An 18,004-nucleotide genomic window follows, 5' to 3' on the forward strand; every position below is an offset into this window, starting at 1 on the left:
ATGAATTACCTGAAGGACTTTGTCGGAGAGTTTATAGGCACGTTTATTCTAGTGTTATTCGGCTGCGGATCGGTGGCGGTGACGGTATTATTTTCTGCCCATGCCGGACTCTTTCAGGTGGCCATGGTCTGGGGGCTGGCAGTAACACTGGCGATTTACGCCACCCGACACCTTTCCTGTGCTCACCTCAATCCGGCGGTAAGCATTGCCATGGTAGTCAGCCGTCGGATGCCTGTGACCTTGCTTCCCTGCTATCTGATTGCCCAGTTCGCCGGTGCATTTGTGGCGGCGGCCCTGCTTTACCTGCTTTTCTCCAGCTCAATCATGCAGTTCGAGTTAACACATGACATTGTCCGTGGTACCGAGTCGTCCATAGCCAGCGCCATGATATTTGGTGAGTATTACCCCAATCCGATGGCCGGACAGGTCGCTTCTGTTTCCACTGCCAATGCTTTCTTTGCCGAGTGTACCGGTACATTTGTCCTGGTATTTATGATTCTCGTTCTTACCGAAGCCTGCAATACCGGGCGACCCGATCAGGCTCTGGCACCGCTGTTTATCGGGTTGACCGTTGCCGTTATCATCTCCATTATTGCGCCACTGACTCAGGCAGGACTCAACCCGGCCAGAGATTTATCGCCCCGGCTATTGGCTTCAATGTCCGGCTGGGCGGGCGCAGCGTTTCCGGATGATCACTATGGCTTTTTGACGGTGTATGTTTTAGGTCCAATTACCGGGGGCATCATGGCCGCTTTATGTTTTATGGGTGTTGCTGAACCGCTGATGAAGCATACGACAGCTGAAGAACATAACAAAAGCGACACAACACCCCCTCATGGCAAATGACAAGTCTGTGTTGCGCGTACGTTATCAAAGGTGATGACAATGAATAGCCACTCCGTTAATCATCAAATCCTGAAAGAGTACTATGGTCGAGTTCTCAGCAGCACAAAGGATCTTAAAACCAATGCCTGCTGTTCTGATCCCGGCGCAATGCCTGTTCACGTCCGGGACATCCTGAAACAGATCGACCCAGCCATTACTGACCGGTTTTACGGCTGCGGCTCACCCATCCCATCCGCTCTTGAAGGATGCCGGGTACTGGATCTTGGTTGCGGCACCGGCAGGGACAGTTACATTATTGCCAGTCTGGTGGGAGCACAGGGCTATGTTATCGGTATCGATATGACTGATGAACAATTAGGAGTGGCCAGAAAGCACATTCCTTCCATGATGGAGAAGTTTGGCTTTGAGCAGCCCAATATCGACTTCAGGCAAGGTTATATTGAAGATCTGCAAACGCCGGGCATAGAAGATAATTCCATTGATGTGGTGATTTCCAACTGCGTGATAAACCTCTCACCCAATAAAGAGGAAGTGTTCAAAGAGATTTTCCGGGTACTGAAACCCGGTGGCGAACTGCTTTTCAGTGACGTATTTTCCGGTCAGCGAGTACCTGACCCGCTAAAAGACGACCCAGTGCTGATGGGAGAATGCCTCAGTGGCGCTTTGTATATTGAAGATTTCCGTCGAATGCTAACCAGTCTGGGCTACCCGGACTACCGGTTACTTTCTGCTGGTCCAATCACCATTGCCAATCAACAGGTCGAACAAAAAATTGGCAATATTGATTTTCAATCCCTGACCGTTCGAGCGTTCAAACTGGATCAGCTTGAAGATATCTGTGAAGACTATGGACAGGTGGCTATTTACAACGGCACACTCCCGGAACACCCCCACTTTTTCCAGCTGGACGACCACCACCGGTTTATCAACGGCAAACCAATGCTGGTGTGCGGCAATACCGCGGCCATGGTGCAGGATACCCGATATGGCAGACACTTTACCGTGCATGGTAGCCGAAACACCCATTACGGCCCTTTTAACTGCCTGCCGGTAGTCGCTGACAATGAGCCAGGTTGTACGACGGGCGCCTGCTGCTGAGGAGCACAATTAGATGAGGAGCAGGGTTAAAGCAACCGCTCTTCAACCTCTTGAGCGATTTTGGCTGGAACGTCGTTTTGCGCTTCTTGCACCGCCTGGCAAATCGCTCGATAGAAACCCTCTTCATCGGCTCCACCGTGACTCTTGATCACAATCCCCTGCAAACCGAGCAAACTGGCACCATTATGCAGTACCGGGTCAATCTTGCGATTCAGTTCTTTCAGCAGAGGCGAGATGAGAAAATAAAGAAACCGGTTTAACAGGGAGCGTTGAAAAATGGATCTCAGGCCATCACGCACCAGGTTGGCAACACCCTCTCCGGTTTTCAGGGCAACATTGCCTGCGAAACCGTCGCAAACAATCACATCAGCCCGACTACTGAAAATATCGTGCCCCTCGACAAAACCGATGTAATCCAGTCCCTGCTGCACTTCAAGCTTTTCCAGAAGCAGGTGGTGCGCCAGCCTGACCTGCTCATTCCCCTTCATTTCTTCGGTACCAATGTTCAGCAAAGCCACCTTCGGAGATTCCACACCATGCACAGATGCGGCCAGCTGAGCCCCCATAATGGCAAACTGGTAAAGATGCATGGAGGTACAATCAACATTCGCCCCCATATCCATCAGCAGGGTACTGCCATTGACGGTGGGCACACTGGCCGCTATTGCCGGACGATCAATGCCTGCAAAGGTTTTAAGTACGTAGCGCCCCATTGCCATGAGCGCACCGGTATTACCGGCACTGACACAGGCTTGCGCCTCTCCCGTTGAGACCAGCTCAAGCACCTTCCACATGGAAGAATCTTTTTTGCCACGAAGCGCCAGCGAAGGTTTGTCATGCATGGCGACGGTTTTATTGGCATGAATGAGGGTATAACGTGACCGATCGGAGTAATCGATATCGGAAAGATAGCCTTCGATCAGTTGTCGATCGCCGACCAGCAGAAGGTGAAGAGAAGAATAACGCTTGAGCGCTTTGACTGCGGCCCGGATACGAGAACGGGGACTGTCGTCCCCGCTCATTACATCAAGAGCAACCGTCGTTTTTGAATCTGCGTTTGCACCTGATGTCATTTATTCCGCGCCCCTGGAAGACAGTGAAACAGCCACTGTGCCGACTCCCTTGGCTAACCTGCCAAAAGACTCAGTCTTCGCTGGTTGCAACCACTTTCTTGCCACGGTAGAAACCTTCAGCAGAAACGTGGTGACGACGATGAGTCTCGCCGGAAGCTGCTTCTACAGACAGCTGAGCAGAAGTCAGACTGTCGTGGGAACGGCGCATGTTACGCTTGGAACGGGTTTTACGGTTTTGCTGAACAGCCATGTGTCAACTCTCCTGGATCGTAGTATCTGTTTTCAATTTGGCCAGAACGCTGAAAGGGTTACTGCTCCTGCGCTCTTTATCTGCCTCAATGGCAGCTGCCCGAGCCTCTTCTTCAGACTCAGTGGTATAGTGTTGCTGAGCTGAACAGTCTTCAGGCGGATGATAGGCCACCAGCGGAAGTGCCAGAATCAGCTCTTCCTCGAGAATAGGCAATAATTCTACCAGCTCGTCACCATACATCAATGGCTCAAAGTCTTCCGGCAGGGCTTTGGCCTGCTCGTCGGTCAGCACCCCCATCAAGTGGAGGTCAGCTCGCACCGGCAGCCTGGCCACCTCCAGACAGCGCTGACAGATCATGCTCAGTTCCGCCTCAACATGCCCTTCCAGCACAACCCGGTTGTTTTCGCTCAATGAAAAGCGAAGGTTAATCTGGACATCGCCTTTGTCATCAACCAGACTGTCTGCCAGACGCTTGAACTGACTGAGCGCCAGCGAACCTTGAAACTGCCTGCCCTGACGCGCGAACTTACGCGGGTCGAAGGTTTTGGGTAATTGTCCGATAGCCATGAGCTCACGGGTTGATTGTCATAGGCGCGCCATAATAGGGGCTAGAAAAGCCCCTGTCAAAGGGTTTAACCGCATTCAACCAGGAACCAATCTGAGCAACCAAATTTTATGAACATCATTCTGGCTTCCAGCTCTCCTTACCGTAAATCTTTACTCGAAAAACTCCGCCTTCCTTTTCAATGCTGCTCACCCGATATTGACGAAACACCCCTGGCTGGCGAGTCCGCAGAAGAGCTGACCCAACGGCTTTCCAGAGAAAAGGCCCTGGCTCTCAAGACTCAATATCCTGAACACCTGATTATTGCTTCAGATCAGGCCGCACAACTCAACGAAACCATTCTTGGCAAACCCGGAACCATCCAGCAAGCCATCAAGCAACTGTCGGACTGCAACGGGCAGTCAGTGACTTTTTATACCAGCCTTTGCCTGCTCAACACCCAAACCAGCCAATACCAGGTTGATACAGTGCCTTATACCGTTCACTTCAGGACCCTGAAAAGAATCGAAATTGAGAACTATGTGAAGCTGGAAAGACCGCTTGACTGCGCAGGCAGCTTTAAATGCGAAGGGCTGGGCATCAGCCTTTTTTCCAAAATGGAAGGTGACGATCCAAACAGTCTGATTGGCCTGCCACTGGTACGGCTGAACCATATGCTGATGAACGAAGGCGTTAACCCTTTGCTCCCCCACTAATGCAAAAAAGGTCAGCGCGCTGCTGACCTTTTTCAGATTCTGATCACTTAAAACATCACTGCAGTGACAGCGTGTTCAGCCCCAGAACTTTCACCATGGTTGAAGCGACTCCGGCTCCAAAATCTCTGGCAAAACGTTCTAACGGTGTTAAACGCAAAGAAAAATCGATAATCTCTTCTTCACCAATCACTTCACGGGCAACGTAACCCGCACCACCCAGACCATCCAGCAGACCCAGTTCCACAGCCTGCTCACCGGTCCAGACCATGCCGGAAAAGATGTCTTTATTATCAGCCAGTCGATCACCACGCCCCTGCTTCACCACATCAATAAATTGACCATGGATCGTATCCAGAGACTGCTGCCAACGCTGAGTGGCTTCAACGTCCTGGGGCTGAAACGGATCGTTGAAGGCTTTGTGTTCGCCTGCCGTATAGACACGACGCGTCACTCCCAATTTCTCCAAAGCCTCAACAAAGCCAAAACCGGAAGAAATCACACCAATAGAACCCACCAGACTGGCTTTATCGGCATAAATTTTGTCAGCCGCTGCCGCCACGTAGTAACCACCTGAAGCACCAATATCCATAATCACTGAGTAGAGAGGAGTCTCAGGATACAGCTCCCTCAGACGTCTTATCTCATCATAGATATATCCAGACTGAACCGGGCTACCACCCGGACTGTTAATACGCAGAATAACCCCTTTGGTTCCCTTGTCTTCAAAAGCCGCACGCAGCCCTGTCACTACAGAGTCAGCATCAACCTCGTCAGCACCAATAACACCGTTCAGGTCCACCAGAGCAGTATGGGATGATGTAGTGGTTGGAGTACTGGAAAAATCCGCATGCATAACGTTGTAGACAACACCAACAGACACAAACAACCAGACAAAGGTCAGAAGCTTGAAGAAAATCCCCCAGCGGCGTGCACGACGCTGCTCTTTCAATGCCCCTTGAGCCAGACCTTCTACCAACTTCCAGGCACGCCCATCCTGTTCATTTGACTGCTCATAGTCATCACTCTCATTCCATGAACTTCTCACTCAACTTGCTCCTGTTATTTTAAAAAAAACTTTCCTGTTCTCTATACGACCACGATAGAAAAACAGTTCTTTCTCTGCGCCTGCCCAGTCAATCCCTGAACGCCCCCAGCACACCATCCAGATCTTCCGGCAAAGGGGCATCCATTGTCAAAGCCTGTCCGTCTGGCAAAACCAGCTTCAGCCTGGCGGCATGGAGAAACAGTCGCTTCAAACCAAATTCCCTGAACCGTTTATTGTCTTCATCTGATGTGTATTTGTTATCACCAAGAATCGGGTACCCGGCATGCAGGCAATGCACCCTGATCTGATGGGTTCTACCGGTAACAGGACTGGCCTCTACCAGAGTGGCCACCTGATCGGCATAACTGAACCGCTCCAGCACTTTGTACAGGGTTTTTGAACGCTTACCTTCTACATCAACCGTCACAATGCGCTCTCCGGAACGAAGCGTGTTTTTCAACAAAGGCGCATTCACCAGAACTTTTCTACTGGGCCAGCGACCCAGAACGAGGGCATTGTAGATTTTGCTGATTTTGTCTTCCCTCAGCTGAGCATGAAGATAACGAAGCATGCTTCGCTTTTTGGCAATCATCAGGCAGCCTGACGTATCCCGATCCAAACGATGCACCAACTCCAGGCCTCGTGCCTCGGGGCGGATATTTCTGAGTGTCTCAATAACGCCATAGGAAATACCACTGCCACCATGAACAGCAATACCCGCTGGTTTATTGATAATGATCAGAGAGTTATCTTCATAAAGGATGGCGTCTTCCAACTTCTGGGCAATAACAGCTCCGGGGGCTGCCTTGGGTGCTTTTTCGGACACTCTGACAGGTGGCACCCTTAGCAGATCACCATCCTGCAGGCGATAATCTGCTGTCACACGCTTTTTATTTACGCGAACCTCACCTTTGCGGATGATCCTGTAAACCCGGGTTTTGGGTACGCCTTTAAGAATCCGTACCAGATAATTATCAACCCGCTGCCCGGCATCTTCGCTATCAATATTGATCATTTTTACCGCTGGACGGGGTTCCCCGGCTGGCCGGGAGTCGTTCTGATGTCTATCCATTGCGCTATAGTATCAGCTTTACCTCATTTGAAGCACTTACTGATTACTGATATAGTTGTGGCACTGCCCTGTGCATATCCGAAAGGGCAGTTCGATTTACGAAACCTGAGAGCGGCCGGCAGCGGGATTGGCAAGTACCAAAGACCCATAAAGCCATTTAAACCAGAGCCGATGACACTCAGGACAGATGAAACACCATCACGGCTCAGCCGTGTAAGATAAACTGCGCTACTCTCTGTCAAGCAGTGCACCCCGGATTCCGGGCGTGAGGAAAACTCCGGGAAAATTGACATTATCATCGGCCATTTTTTTATCGAGCCTTTTGCTATTGATAAACGCCGAAAACTCCCGGCAAAACTTAATTCCCCGCCCAGGGTGACCCGTCCGGATCAGGACCTGGTCACCAGTTTGATGCTACGTCGTTACAAAGCAGGTTAGAGAAGTACTGGGAAGTAACCCCGGTAGCACAGATTAAAAACCGGCAGTTCCGCATCAGTGACGGACCGGAAGACAAGAAATCGGGCAGTGCCGGCTTGAGAGGCTAGCCTCTGAATTTATTCGGTACTCTATGAAGAGAATGTTAATCAACGCAACTCAGTCTGAAGAGTTGCGCGTTGCGCTGGTTGATGGCCAGCGCCTTTACGACCTGGACATTGAGTCCGGGGCTCGTAAACAGAAAAAGGCCAATATCTACAAAGGAAAAATCACCCGGGTTGAACCCAGCCTGGAAGCTGCCTTTGTCGATTTTGGCGCTGAACGTCACGGATTCCTCCCCCTGAAGGAGATCTCCCGGGAATACTTCTGCGCTCCTCACCAGGGTGGTCGCCCCAATATCAGGGACGTCATCAAGGAAGGGCAGGAAGTCATTATCCAGGTAGATAAGGAAGAACGTGGCAATAAAGGCGCTGCCCTCACGACCCTGGTCAGCCTGGCCGGTCGTTACCTGGTTCTGATGCCTAACAACCCGAGAGCCGGTGGCATTTCCCGGCGTATCGAAGGTGATGAGCGAGCCGAACTTCGTGAGATCCTCAGCAACCTTAATATCCCTTCCGAAATGGGTGTTATTGTCCGCACAGCAGGCCTTGGCTGCTCCAGGGAAGAGCTTCAGTGGGATCTCGACTACCTGCTGCAACTCTGGAGTTCCATCAAGGATGCAGCGCAAAAGCCTGCGCCCATGCTGATTTATCAGGAAAGCAACGTTATCATTCGTGCGATCCGCGACTATCTGCGCCAGGACATTGGTGAAGTTCTGATTGATAAAACCAGCGTATTTGATGAAGCCCTGGATTTTATCAAGCAGGTCATGCCTCAATACCAACACAAGGTCAAGCTGTATAAAGACAGCATTCCGCTGTTCAACCGCTTCCAGATCGAATCCCAGATTGAAACCGCCTTCCAGCGGGAAGTTAAGCTACCCTCCGGCGGCTCGATTGTTATTGACCCCACAGAAGCGCTTGTTTCCATCGACATCAACTCCGCCCGTGCAACCCGTGGTGGCGATATTGAAGAAACCGCGCTGAACACCAACCTGGAAGCAGCTGATGAAATCGCCCGACAACTCAGACTCCGCGATATCGGCGGCCTGATTGTGATCGACTTCATTGACATGAGCCACAACCGCAACCAGCGTGAAGTTGAGAACCGTATCCGTCAGGCACTGTCCATGGACCGTGCGCGCGTTCAGACAGGACGCATTTCTCTTTTCGGTCTGCTGGAAATGTCACGTCAACGTCTGCGCCCATCACTGGGTGAAACCAGTGGCGTGGTCTGCCCAAGATGCTCCGGCCAGGGCACTATCCGCGACATTGAATCCCTGGCCCTGTCTATCCTGCGCCTGATTGAAGAAGAAGCCCTGAAAGACAAGACTTCTGAAATCCGTGCCCAGGTACCCGTCTCGGTTGCCGCATTCCTGCTGAACGAGAAACGACAGACCATTGCCAAGATTGAGAAGCGACATAAGATTCGTATCGTTGCGATCCCCAATCCTAACCTTGAAACACCGCATTACGACGTCCAGCGCCTGAGAGACGATCACGTACTGGAAGGCTCCGAAAGCAGCTACGAAATCATCTCCGCCGAAGAGCCGCAGGAAGAAAAAGCGACTGCTCCCCAGACCAGGGCTAATCCACGTCAGGAAGCCGCAGTTAAAAACGTAACTCCGACTCAACCGGCGCCCGCTCAAGCTGAAAAGCAAGGCCTGCTCAAGTCGTTTGTGAAAGCCATTGGTGGCCTCTTCACAGCCGAAGAAACTCCGGTAAAGCCTGTCCGGACCGAAACTCGCAAGACTGCCCATCAGCAGCGTCAGCCAAGGGATCGTGACAACCAGCAGCGCGACTATCAACAACGGGATCATCGTACCCAGCGCCAGCAACGCAACAAGCCACCGCATCGCAGGGAACAGCCCGATGATCGCCAGGCTCGCAACGAACGTCGTCGCAGTGGTCGCCAGCAGGACGAGAGAAAAGACAACACCGCCCGCCAGGAACGCAGTGTTCATCAGCAGCCGGAAGAGCGCAGCCCCCGTCGCCAGCCGCAGGAAAGAAGAGAGCGCCGTGAGCCTGTAGCAGAACAGAGGCATCAGGATCCGGCCATTTCCGAGCAGCAGGAAGATAACCGCCGCCGTCGCCGCCCGGGCTCTGCACATCGCAGAAGAAGCAACCGTCCTTCCCAGAGAGACCGTAGCCAGGTGGAACAACCGGTACTGCCTTCACTGTCTCAACCTGAAGAGATCAGGACGGAAGCACCAGCGCAACCTGATGCCACCAGAGCGCCTGCGGCTAATAGAGAGCTTGTAGAACAGACCTCGCACAAACAGAGTGCCAGACCGGCTCCCCGACAGGAAGCAAAAGCGTCGCAGGAAGCCCCAGCTAAAAAGATGGTTGCCAGAGAGCCTGAACAAAAAGCTGCTCATCAACCAGTCGAGGTGACCGCCGAAACGCCTGCAACCAGACAGACTGAAGCAGCAGTCAGCAAACCAGCTCCTGCCACCGGGCAGAAGCCTGTGACTGAAACCTCGCAGCCTAAAGCAGCCAGTGCCCAGCCGGTTACTGAAACACCTGAAACAGCCGCACCTCGCATGACTGAAATGGCTAAGGCCGTCGCTGCCAGCAGCCACAGGGAACCAACCCCTCTTCAGCAGCCGAATGTTCCGGTTCAGCCAAGTGCCAGGCCCCCGGCTGTAAAAGCAGAAGAATCGGTCAAGCCAGCGATTGAGACCCCCAGGGAAGTCATTCCGGCACCAGTTACTGAAGAAGCTGCACCTCAAAAGCAGGAAGCACCCAAAGCAGTTGAACCTGAAGTTGCGGCCGAACCAACGTCAAATGTTGTTGAGTTCAACAAAAAGGAAGAGTCTGCTCCCCGCCGCAGACGCAGCCGGGCTCACAACGACCCTCGAATGAAGCATCGCCAGGAGCAACAACAGGCCGCAGCCGCCCAGCAGTCTGACAACAAGCCATCCGGAGATCGGCAATCCGCTGCCTCTGCGTCACAGGAACATTAATAATCAGGCCCGGTGAGCCATCACCGGGCTTTGATCGCTCCAGTGACGAGGTCAATCACAAACAACAACCTCTATTGCCGAATCTGCCATAACCTCTTTGAGTGGCTCGGGTGGCTCATCATCTGTGAATAAAACATCAATCTGCTCAAGATGCCCCAGCCTGACCATGGCACTTCGACCGTATTTACTGTGATCTGCCGCCAGAAAACAGTGTTTGGCATTACCAATCATGGCCTGTGCGACCCTGACCTCGTGATAATCAAAGTCCATCAGGGAACCGTCCATATCGATACCACTGATACCCATAACCGCATAATCCACCCTGAATTGTTCAATAAAATCCCGAGTGGCCTGACCAACAACACCGCCGTCACGATTTCGCACTTCCCCTCCTGCAATCACCACGGTAAAGTCTTCACGCTGCAACAAAATTGATGCCACATGAAGGTTATTGGTAACGATTCTTAACGCCTTGTGATGCAACAGCGCCCTGGCCACGGCTTCCGTCGAAGTGCCTATATTGATGAACAGTGATGCACCGTCGGGAATTCTCTTGACCAGCTCCACCGCAATACGATCCTTTTCTTCACTCAAGCTCATCTTGCGCTCAGAATAAGCCGTATTAACCGTACTGCTGGAGGGCATACCCGCCCCACCATGATGACGCGAGATCAGGTTCTTTTTATCCAGCTCATTCAAATCTCTGCGAATCGTCTGGGCAGCCACTTTGAAATGTTGCACCAACTCATCCGTTGTCATAAAGCCATGCTGACGAATTAAATCAACAATCAATTCCTGGCGATGGGTCTGGGGTATAGAAGATACAGCGGATATCTTGGCAGTCATTCGAAAACTCTGGTCAGCTGGAACACTCTGTCTCTGGAAGTAACAGTGAGCTCAATCTATGGAAATATCAGTCGCGTCAGGATAGCAACTTCAAACGCTGTAGCGAAGAAAATTCGAAAACCTGTTGTGGCCTCCCAGATGCAACCGGAAATGAGTCAATAAACCCTTGGCTCCACTTCCAGCTCGACACCAAAGCGATCATGAACCACAGTTTGAATATGTCTGGCCAGCCCCAGCAAATCATCAGGTTCTGCCCCCCCATGGTTCACCAGCACCAGAGCCTGCTTGTTATAAGTACCCACCAAACCATGACGACAGCCTTTAAGGCCCGCCCGATCAATCAGCCAGCCAGCGGCCAGCTTCCAGCGTCCCTCAAAAGGGTAGGCAACAACATCAGGGTAAGCTGCCTGTACTTTCTTCAGAAGCGCTTCGCCCACTACAGGATTTTTAAAGAAGCTGCCGGCATTGCCCAATTGCAAAGGGTCAGGCAACTTTTCTCTGCGAATGCCACAAACGGCTTCACTGACCACAAAAGGGTCAGGACTTCCATCTGAGCGCTGTTCGACTTCCTGCTGCAAACGGTCATAAGAGAGTCTGGGCGACCATTTGGAATCCAGGGCAAATGAAACAGAGGTAATAATAAAACGGTCTCGGGCTGACTGCTTGAAGATCGAATCACGGTAACCGAACTGGCAATCCTCAAGAGCAAAGTTTTTCAACTCTTTGGAGTGGATATCCAGTGCTTGCAGACTCTGAAAGTAATCTTTAATTTCAACGCCATAGGCACCAATATTCTGAATAGGCGCTGCCCCCAGGTTGCCCGGAATCAGGGAAAGATTCTCAAGGCCGTAGGCCCGCTCACCCAGAGTCCAACGGACGAACTCATGCCAATTCTCACCGGCTCCCGCGGTCACGCCGACACATTCATCATTCCGGGAGGTGACCCTTTTACCAGAGATATTGACATGGACAAACAAAGCTTCCTGATCACCCGTCAACACCAGATTGCTGCCCCCGCCCAGAGGAACGACAGGAAGATTCTTTTGAGTAGCAAAAGCGATAGCCTCGCGGAGGTCATCCACCGAGCTGGCTTCGACAAAATAGCGGGCATTGACCCTGAAACCGAAAGTGTTCAGCGCCTCGAGGGAATGATTTTCAAGAATTCTCATCAGGAAATATCAGCCAGTCTGTTTGCCATGAGCACCCTGACAGCGTTGAGATCTTCTTCCGTATCAACCCCGTGGGGCGGTGTTTCCATGGCATCGGCGACATGAATACGATGACCATTCCAGAGCAGTCGCAATTGTTCAAGGGACTCAATGGACTCAATCGGACTCTGCTCCCACTGCACATACTCACTCAGCAGGCTGACACGATAGGCATAGATACCAATATGGCGCCTGAAAATATCCACTGTGGGTAATAAACTGCCGTTGTCGGCAAACTCATCTCTGGCCCAGGGCATGGGAGCGCGGCTGAAATAAAGGGCAAACCCTTCGCGATCCGTGACCACCTTGACCACATTGGGATTAAACAGATCGTCCCGATTCCTGACCGGCTCTGCGAGGGTTGCAGCACCTGCTGACTCAGTCTGCATCAGATTATTGGCTACCTGATCAATGACTTTTGCCGGAATCAGTGGTTCATCGCCCTGGACATTAACAATCACTTCGTTGTCACCCATTTCATAAAGACGGGTAACCTCCTGAAGACGATCAGTTCCGGAAGGATGGCCGGCCAGTGTCATACAGGCCTCAGCATCGAAACTTTCAGCGGCTTTGACGATACGCTCATCATCAGTGGCAATAATGACCCGGGTGGCCTGACTCTCGCAGGCACGCTCATAGACGTGCTGGATCATAGGCTTGCCACAGATATCAACCAGTGGTTTGCCGGGCAGGCGACTGGAGCTGAATCGGGCAGGAATAACAACAGTAAATGGAGCAATGGCAGCATTCATCAGGCCGATGTATCCTCTTGGGATGGTGCCTCGCCTCCTTCCAGCCGCTCATCAGTCGTCAGGGTACGGGCTTCGTTTTCCAGCATGACAGGAATGCCATCACGAATGGGATAGGCCATGCCGCAGGGGCGACAAATCAACTCAGCCGCTGATTTGTCGTATCTCAGGTCGCCTTTGCAGTGGGGACAGGCCAGAATCTCAAACAGCTTCTTGTCCATGGGTATCCTTATCAGACCGACTCTTCGGTCCTTTAGTTTCAATCAGTTTCAGAATTCGTTCAAAAAGCGTCTCGGGCACTCTGGCCTGGACCGGCAGAAACCAGAAACGGGCTTCTGCAAAGGCGGAGCATTTTACCGCATCCTTGGCCGTCATGATAACGGGCAGATGGTCATGAAACTGAAAATCTTCTTTCCCGAACGCGTAATGATCAGGAAAAGGATGGCGAATAACCTCGTATCCAAGCGTTTCCAGCGTTCTGAAAAAACGCTCCGGGTTACCTATACCTGCCACCCCATGTACTTTTCCGGAGGCAGGAGGCTGACCCGTATTCTGCCCATTAACAGGCTTGAGTGCACCCGGCTCAAGAAAAAAACTTTCAAACTGACAGTCCAGTGCCCCAGAGGGCTCACCATTGACCACCACCTGATCGACTTCCCTGAGCCTGTCAGGAGATTCCCTTAACGGTCCGGCAGGCAGACTGAGGCCATTGCCTAACATTCTCTGACCATCAATCACCACCAGTTCAACATGCCGATCCAGATTATAGTGCTGAAGACCATCATCAGCGATCACCAGATTGCAATTTTTCCGTTCGATCAGTGCTTTCGCTGCACAAACCCGATCCGGATCGACCATAATCGGAATATTCAGCTGCTGGGCCAGCATCACAGGCTCATCTCCAACCAGGGCAGGATCGGACTCAGGCAATACTTCTGCTGGCAAATGTATACCCCTGCCGGCCCCAAAACCGCGACTGGCAATCCCCGGCCTGAATCCCTGCTGGATTAATCTTGCCACCAGGCTGGCGACAAAAGGTGTCTTGCCTGTGCCTCCTATCGTAATATTGCCAACAATAACGACAGGAACAGGCGACTGCCAGCGCTCAGAGCGCTCCAGTTTTACCCGGCGGTTGCGAGCTATTCGAGTGAATAAAAAGGATAATGGCAACAGCAGCCGGGTCCAGAACCCACTGCCGTACCATGAGTTGAGAACCGAGTCACTGAGTACTGCCTGCCAACGACGGGATTCCTTGCTTTCCATGGGGGATCAGTAACTCTCTTAATAACATGCTCTTAACAAAAAGCCTTTCAGGCTCATTAATCGTTACGGCTCTGATTCTACCGGTTTTCGTGTTGTCATGCTGAGGTTTGCAAAACCCAGCTGTCCAGCCGCATCCATGGCAGTCACCACGGACTGATAAGGCGTCTTGGCGTCAGCGGTAATGGTAAGGGGCAGATTGGAGTCTCCCTCACTGACTTTGGCCAGGGCATTTTTCAGGGTATCCAGACGACTGTTCACGAGCGACCGGCCATTGACCGCATAATGACCTTCCCGACTGATGGTAATTTCCACCTGGGTTTTCTTAACAGGCTCTCTCTGTTCACCACTGGCCTCTGGTAAATCAATAGCCAGTTGAGTTTCCTTGGTAAAGGTCGTCGAGACCATAAAGAAAATCAGCAACAGAAAGACCACATCAATAAGCGGTGTCAGGTTCAGTGAGACCTCTTCCCTGGACTGGCGACGAAATTTCATCACTTACCCTCGCGGTTTTTCAGCTTCCGCTCTCCCTGAAGCACTTCCACCAGCTTGGTAGCTTCCTGCTCCATGGCGACCACCAGCTCATCCACACGGCGGGTAAAATAACGGTGGAAGACCAGGGTCGGAATCGCCACCGTCAAACCTGCGGCAGTGGTAATCAGGGCTTTGGAGATCCCCCCTGCCAGTACCCCGGCATTACCCGTACCTTCCAGCATAATCACTGTAAACACATCAATCATGCCAATCACTGTACCTAACAGACCCAACAGGGGGGCAATGGCAGCAACGGTTCCCAGGGTATTGAGATAACGTTCCAGCTCGTGGATGACCTTGCCGGCCTGCTCCTCAATGCTCTCTTTCATGATATCGCGACCATAGCGAGCGTTGCTGATGCCTGCCGCAAGGATTTCACCCAACGGAGAACCATCCCTCAAGCCTCTGACTTTCTTGCTGTCCAGATCATTATTCTCAATCCACTTCCAGACCTGGGACAAGGTATTCCTGGGGGCAATACGCGACGGCCTGAGCGTCCAGAGACGTTCAAAAATAATCGCCATGGCAATGACAGAACTCAGCAGGATTGGCAACATAAGCCAACCACCGGATTTAACCAATTCGAACACGGCCTATTCCCTTCTGATTTTTCCTGCGCTTAATAAAATGACTCTATCATAGAGCATTGCTTTAAAACCACGAGCACATGCGTATCAACCGCAAGGGTGCTGATACCCCAGACACGACTGGTCACTTCTCAGCGCCACCAGTATCTGGCGCTTTGATGTTTGTACTGTTTCACTCTCTCCGGCCCTTTCCCCATGACAAAACTGAGCGTCCCTGAAGTCGCCGTATTGTAGAGAGTGGCTCCCAGTTGCTCAATTCGATCCAGGGTCTCTCCCGCTGGGTGCCCGAATCGATTTCGATAACCGGATGACACCAACACCTGCGATGGATTGACCTGAAACAGAAACGCCTGTGAACCCGAAAAACGGCTGCCGTGATGAGGAAGCAGAAGGTAATCAGCCTCAAGACCTTCAAGCTGACTGACTAAATAAGACTCGGTTTTTTTGCCAATATCGCCGGTCAAGAGTAACGTTTCACGACCTGCTGTGACTCTCAAGACACAGGATCGCTCATTATCAGGAACTGATAACCGACTGCCTGATAAAACCTCAAACGCGACTCCGTCCCATTGCCATTTCATTCCCGGCAGGCAAGGACTTATTGCGCCTTCAAACCCCGTCACCGCAGAGCCTGAAATAATCTCCGCTTCGGGGTATCGCTGATGAATCCGTTCCAGTCCGCCTGAATGATCATTATCGCCATGGGAAATCATGACACGATCCACCCGATCAACCCCCAATCGATTGAGATAAGGAACAATGATGCCATCCACTGAGTTGAAGCGCCCCCTGGAAGCCACTCCGGTATCGTACAGCAGTGTGTGCTGACGAGTTTGCAAAAGCACGGCAATGCCCTGCCCCACATCCAGCACGGCCACTTTTGCTGCGCCTGTTTCAGGATAATCCTTGATTGGGAACAACAGAGGCAGCAGAAAAAAGAGGGAAAGCGCCCTTAATCCAAGTCCCATGGGTGTCGCCAGAATCAATACAGCACACACCATGAGGACCACTTGAACCAGTCCTATGCTGACAACAGGCACAAAAACCGGCACCGATGATACCGTGGCTAACCCCACATCCCAGAACCTGAAAACTTCATCCAGAAAGTGCAGAACCCCGATCGAGGCTGATGTAAAAATCGGCTGCAGTACCAGGGCAAGAAAAGCAACAGGTACGACCAGTAACCCCATCACAGGAATCGCAACGAGATTAATTAGGGGTGAAAACAGAGATACCGACTGTTGATTGAATAACAACATCGGGGCCAACATCAGGAAAACCAGCCATTGAGGCCTGAGCCAGGCCCTCGACTTGCCTCCCATCCTGGCCTCATCAGCTGCCATGAAAACCCGCCCACAACAACCGTAAAGCAGAATGCCTACCGCCGAAAAGGAATACCAGAAGCCAGCACTGGTTATTGCCAGAGGTTCAACCGACAGTACAACACAAAGCGCCAGCAGGAACAGGGTCAGGGGTCTGGCCTTAATACCCAGCAAAGGCCCCGATAGTGCCAGCCCCGTCATCACCAGAGCCCTTTGAACCGGAACCGAAAAGCCCGCCATGAAGGCATAGGCCAGAGCAAACAACAGCCCTGCCCCAGCCGCATACCGAGGCCAGGTGATCTTCCTGAGAGGGACAGCCCCCGTTCGTGCCAGCATCATTATCAGCCAGAAACCCACTGCCGCCATAAGCCCTATATGGAGACCTGAGATCACCATTAGATGAGTCGTACCGGTCTGATTCAACCACTGCCATTGCTGTTGAGAGATGCCTGACTTATCGCCTATCAGCAGTGCCGATAACAAACCAGCAGAATTCTCACTGCAATGTTCATAGAGCCACTGTCGCACCGCACTTCGAAACCGACTTCTGAAAAAAGCCATGCCGTCAGAAGTCGCCATTTTTTCGCCTGATTTGACATAACCCGTGGCTTGAATATTCTCTCTGGCTGCCCACGCCTCTCTGTCAAAAGCTCCCGGACTGCGATTACCCTGAGGATGCTTGATCCGAATGTGTAACCGCCACACTTCTCCAGCCTGAATCTCAGGTGCCTGATACCAGCTGAGTCGAATCTTTTTAAGATGTCCGGTAGCCTCTTCCTCCAGCGTTTTCACATTAAAATCAAAGCGGGTGAGGTGTGAGTGATAAGCCGGAATGTCTGAAATAACCCCTGTTACTGTCACTGCTCTGCTTTCGTGCTCAGCGTTGATCCAGCTTTTCCTCAGTCCATCAGCGTGTAAAAACCCTGTAAAGATTCCCATCAACCCCAATCCCAGATAGAAAAGGATCAGCGCTGAAAAACCATTGGAGAAATAGCTGGCACCCGGCGCAGAACCCTTGAATCGGGCATAACCGCTCAAAAACCTCCGAAACCCCGACCCTCCGTTTAATGCAGCAGGGACAGTGATCCGGGAGACCTTCACCCCTGCGATGGCAGGCAAAAATCCTGCCATAATTAACAGCGCACTGAAGACGCCGATAACCCTGATAGACATTTCATCAGGTATCACCGGAAACAGAATCGTCAGCACTATTCCCGACAAATAGCTACAGTAAGCTGTGGGAAGGTGGATAGTGTGTTTCATTTTATCAGTGCATAATGTCGGGCTTTTTTACAAAGTACGATCGTACCAGACCAAAATGGGCTTGCCGCTCGGGGGTAGGTTCACAGCATAGT

Annotated in this window: 17 protein-coding genes; 4 read left to right on the top strand and 13 right to left on the bottom strand. The window is 51.8% G+C overall.

The genetic code is table 11. The features are described 5' to 3' along the window. Together K7B67_RS12445 and K7B67_RS12450 are read left to right on the top strand one after the other, a co-directional pair. Positions 1-846, top strand: coding sequence for an MIP/aquaporin family protein (locus tag K7B67_RS12445; protein ID WP_252176200.1), 846 nt, complete (start codon positions 1-3; stop codon positions 844-846). A gap of 39 nt (positions 847-885) precedes the next feature. After that, positions 886-1,944, top strand: a complete 1,059-nt coding sequence (locus K7B67_RS12450; RefSeq protein ID WP_252176201.1) for a methyltransferase domain-containing protein — start codon at positions 886-888, stop codon at positions 1,942-1,944. Between the two features lie 26 nt (positions 1,945-1,970). Here K7B67_RS12450 and plsX read toward each other — a convergent pair whose 3' ends face one another. The 3 genes from plsX to K7B67_RS12465 form a co-directional block, all read right to left on the bottom strand. Continuing rightward, the gene (gene plsX / locus K7B67_RS12455) at positions 1,971-3,017 is read right to left on the bottom strand and encodes a phosphate acyltransferase PlsX (protein WP_252176202.1); all 1,047 of its coding nucleotides are present in this window, start codon (positions 3,015-3,017) and stop codon (positions 1,971-1,973) included. 70 nt (positions 3,018-3,087) lie between these two features. Continuing rightward, positions 3,088-3,267 carry a 50S ribosomal protein L32 gene (rpmF, locus tag K7B67_RS12460; RefSeq protein ID WP_252176203.1) on the bottom strand — a complete coding sequence of 60 codons (180 nt, stop codon included), beginning with the start codon at positions 3,265-3,267 and terminating at the stop codon, positions 3,088-3,090. Positions 3,268-3,270: 3 nt separating this feature from the next. Next, positions 3,271-3,834, bottom strand: coding sequence for a YceD family protein (locus K7B67_RS12465; protein WP_252176204.1), 564 nt, complete (start codon positions 3,832-3,834; stop codon positions 3,271-3,273). Between the two features lie 108 nt (positions 3,835-3,942). Here K7B67_RS12465 and K7B67_RS12470 point away from each other — a divergent pair, with 108 nt between their 5' ends. Continuing rightward, a complete protein-coding gene (locus K7B67_RS12470) occupies positions 3,943-4,527 on the top strand; it encodes a nucleoside triphosphate pyrophosphatase (protein ID WP_252176205.1) in 585 nt (194 codons plus the stop codon). Positions 4,528-4,582: 55 nt separating this feature from the next. Here the strand turns inward: K7B67_RS12470 and K7B67_RS12475 are convergent, their stop codons facing one another. Together K7B67_RS12475 and rluC are read right to left on the bottom strand one after the other, a co-directional pair. After that, positions 4,583-5,572 carry a S49 family peptidase gene (locus K7B67_RS12475; RefSeq protein WP_252176206.1) on the bottom strand — a complete coding sequence of 330 codons (990 nt, stop codon included), beginning with the start codon at positions 5,570-5,572 and terminating at the stop codon, positions 4,583-4,585. Positions 5,573-5,660: 88 nt separating this feature from the next. Further along, positions 5,661-6,587, bottom strand: coding sequence for a 23S rRNA pseudouridine(955/2504/2580) synthase RluC (gene rluC / locus K7B67_RS12480; protein ID WP_252176207.1), 927 nt, complete (start codon positions 6,585-6,587; stop codon positions 5,661-5,663). Positions 6,588-7,221: 634 nt separating this feature from the next. On the opposite strand from rluC, the gene rne reads away from it, so the two are divergent. Then, on the top strand, positions 7,222-10,143 hold the full coding sequence (gene rne / locus K7B67_RS12485; protein ID WP_346658233.1) for a ribonuclease E: 2,922 nt from the start codon (positions 7,222-7,224) through the stop codon (positions 10,141-10,143). Positions 10,144-10,194: 51 nt separating this feature from the next. Here the strand turns inward: rne and K7B67_RS12490 are convergent, their stop codons facing one another. The 8 genes from K7B67_RS12490 to K7B67_RS12525 form a co-directional block, all read right to left on the bottom strand. Then, a complete protein-coding gene (locus K7B67_RS12490) occupies positions 10,195-10,959 on the bottom strand; it encodes a DeoR/GlpR family transcriptional regulator (RefSeq protein ID WP_252180573.1) in 765 nt (254 codons plus the stop codon). A 185-nt stretch (positions 10,960-11,144) separates the two neighbouring features. After that, positions 11,145-12,158: a UDP-N-acetylmuramate dehydrogenase gene (gene murB, locus K7B67_RS12495; RefSeq protein WP_252176209.1), complete on the bottom strand. Its 1,014-nt coding sequence runs from the start codon at positions 12,156-12,158 to the stop codon at positions 11,145-11,147. Then, positions 12,158-12,949 carry a 3-deoxy-manno-octulosonate cytidylyltransferase gene (gene kdsB, locus K7B67_RS12500; protein ID WP_252176210.1) on the bottom strand — a complete coding sequence of 264 codons (792 nt, stop codon included), beginning with the start codon at positions 12,947-12,949 and terminating at the stop codon, positions 12,158-12,160. The genes murB and kdsB overlap by 1 nt, the downstream gene beginning before the upstream one ends. Further along, on the bottom strand, positions 12,949-13,167 hold the full coding sequence (locus K7B67_RS12505; protein WP_252176211.1) for a Trm112 family protein: 219 nt from the start codon (positions 13,165-13,167) through the stop codon (positions 12,949-12,951). Before K7B67_RS12505 ends, kdsB begins: the two co-directional genes overlap by 1 nt. Continuing rightward, positions 13,148-14,209, bottom strand: coding sequence for a tetraacyldisaccharide 4'-kinase (gene lpxK / locus K7B67_RS12510; RefSeq protein ID WP_252176212.1), 1,062 nt, complete (start codon positions 14,207-14,209; stop codon positions 13,148-13,150). The genes K7B67_RS12505 and lpxK overlap by 20 nt, the downstream gene beginning before the upstream one ends. A 63-nt stretch (positions 14,210-14,272) precedes the next feature. After that, positions 14,273-14,701, bottom strand: coding sequence for a biopolymer transporter ExbD (locus K7B67_RS12515; protein WP_252176213.1), 429 nt, complete (start codon positions 14,699-14,701; stop codon positions 14,273-14,275). Then, positions 14,701-15,330, bottom strand: a complete 630-nt coding sequence (locus K7B67_RS12520; protein ID WP_252176214.1) for a MotA/TolQ/ExbB proton channel family protein — start codon at positions 15,328-15,330, stop codon at positions 14,701-14,703. Before K7B67_RS12520 ends, K7B67_RS12515 begins: the two co-directional genes overlap by 1 nt. Positions 15,331-15,458: 128 nt before the next feature. After that, positions 15,459-17,912, bottom strand: coding sequence for a DNA internalization-related competence protein ComEC/Rec2 (locus tag K7B67_RS12525; RefSeq protein WP_252176215.1), 2,454 nt, complete (start codon positions 17,910-17,912; stop codon positions 15,459-15,461). Positions 17,913-18,004: the final 92 nt, after the last annotated feature.

It is taken from the genome of Endozoicomonas sp. 4G, assembly GCF_023822025.1.
Taxonomy (GTDB): Bacteria; Pseudomonadota; Gammaproteobacteria; order Pseudomonadales; family Endozoicomonadaceae; genus Endozoicomonas_A.

Bases quoted from the DNA above. Each gene is read 5' to 3' on its own strand.
- K7B67_RS12445 (WP_252176200.1), top strand. From the start codon at position 1: ATGAATTACCTGAAGGACTTTGTCGGAGAGTTTATAGGCACGTTTATT.
- K7B67_RS12450 (WP_252176201.1), top strand. From the start codon at position 886: ATGAATAGCCACTCCGTTAATCATCAAATCCTGAAAGAGTACTATGGT.
- plsX (WP_252176202.1), bottom strand. From the start codon at position 3,017: ATGACATCAGGTGCAAACGCAGATTCAAAAACGACGGTTGCTCTTGAT.
- rpmF (WP_252176203.1), bottom strand. From the start codon at position 3,267: ATGGCTGTTCAGCAAAACCGTAAAACCCGTTCCAAGCGTAACATGCGC.
- K7B67_RS12465 (WP_252176204.1), bottom strand. From the start codon at position 3,834: ATGGCTATCGGACAATTACCCAAAACCTTCGACCCGCGTAAGTTCGCG.
- K7B67_RS12470 (WP_252176205.1), top strand. From the start codon at position 3,943: ATGAACATCATTCTGGCTTCCAGCTCTCCTTACCGTAAATCTTTACTC.
- rluC (WP_252176207.1), bottom strand. From the start codon at position 6,587: ATGATCAATATTGATAGCGAAGATGCCGGGCAGCGGGTTGATAATTAT.
- rne (WP_346658233.1), top strand. From the start codon at position 7,222: ATGTTAATCAACGCAACTCAGTCTGAAGAGTTGCGCGTTGCGCTGGTT.
- murB (WP_252176209.1), bottom strand. From the start codon at position 12,158: ATGAGAATTCTTGAAAATCATTCCCTCGAGGCGCTGAACACTTTCGGT.
- kdsB (WP_252176210.1), bottom strand. From the start codon at position 12,949: ATGAATGCTGCCATTGCTCCATTTACTGTTGTTATTCCTGCCCGATTC.
- K7B67_RS12505 (WP_252176211.1), bottom strand. From the start codon at position 13,167: ATGGACAAGAAGCTGTTTGAGATTCTGGCCTGTCCCCACTGCAAAGGC.
- lpxK (WP_252176212.1), bottom strand. From the start codon at position 14,209: ATGGAAAGCAAGGAATCCCGTCGTTGGCAGGCAGTACTCAGTGACTCG.
- K7B67_RS12515 (WP_252176213.1), bottom strand. From the start codon at position 14,701: ATGAAATTTCGTCGCCAGTCCAGGGAAGAGGTCTCACTGAACCTGACA.
- K7B67_RS12525 (WP_252176215.1), bottom strand. From the start codon at position 17,912: ATGAAACACACTATCCACCTTCCCACAGCTTACTGTAGCTATTTGTCG.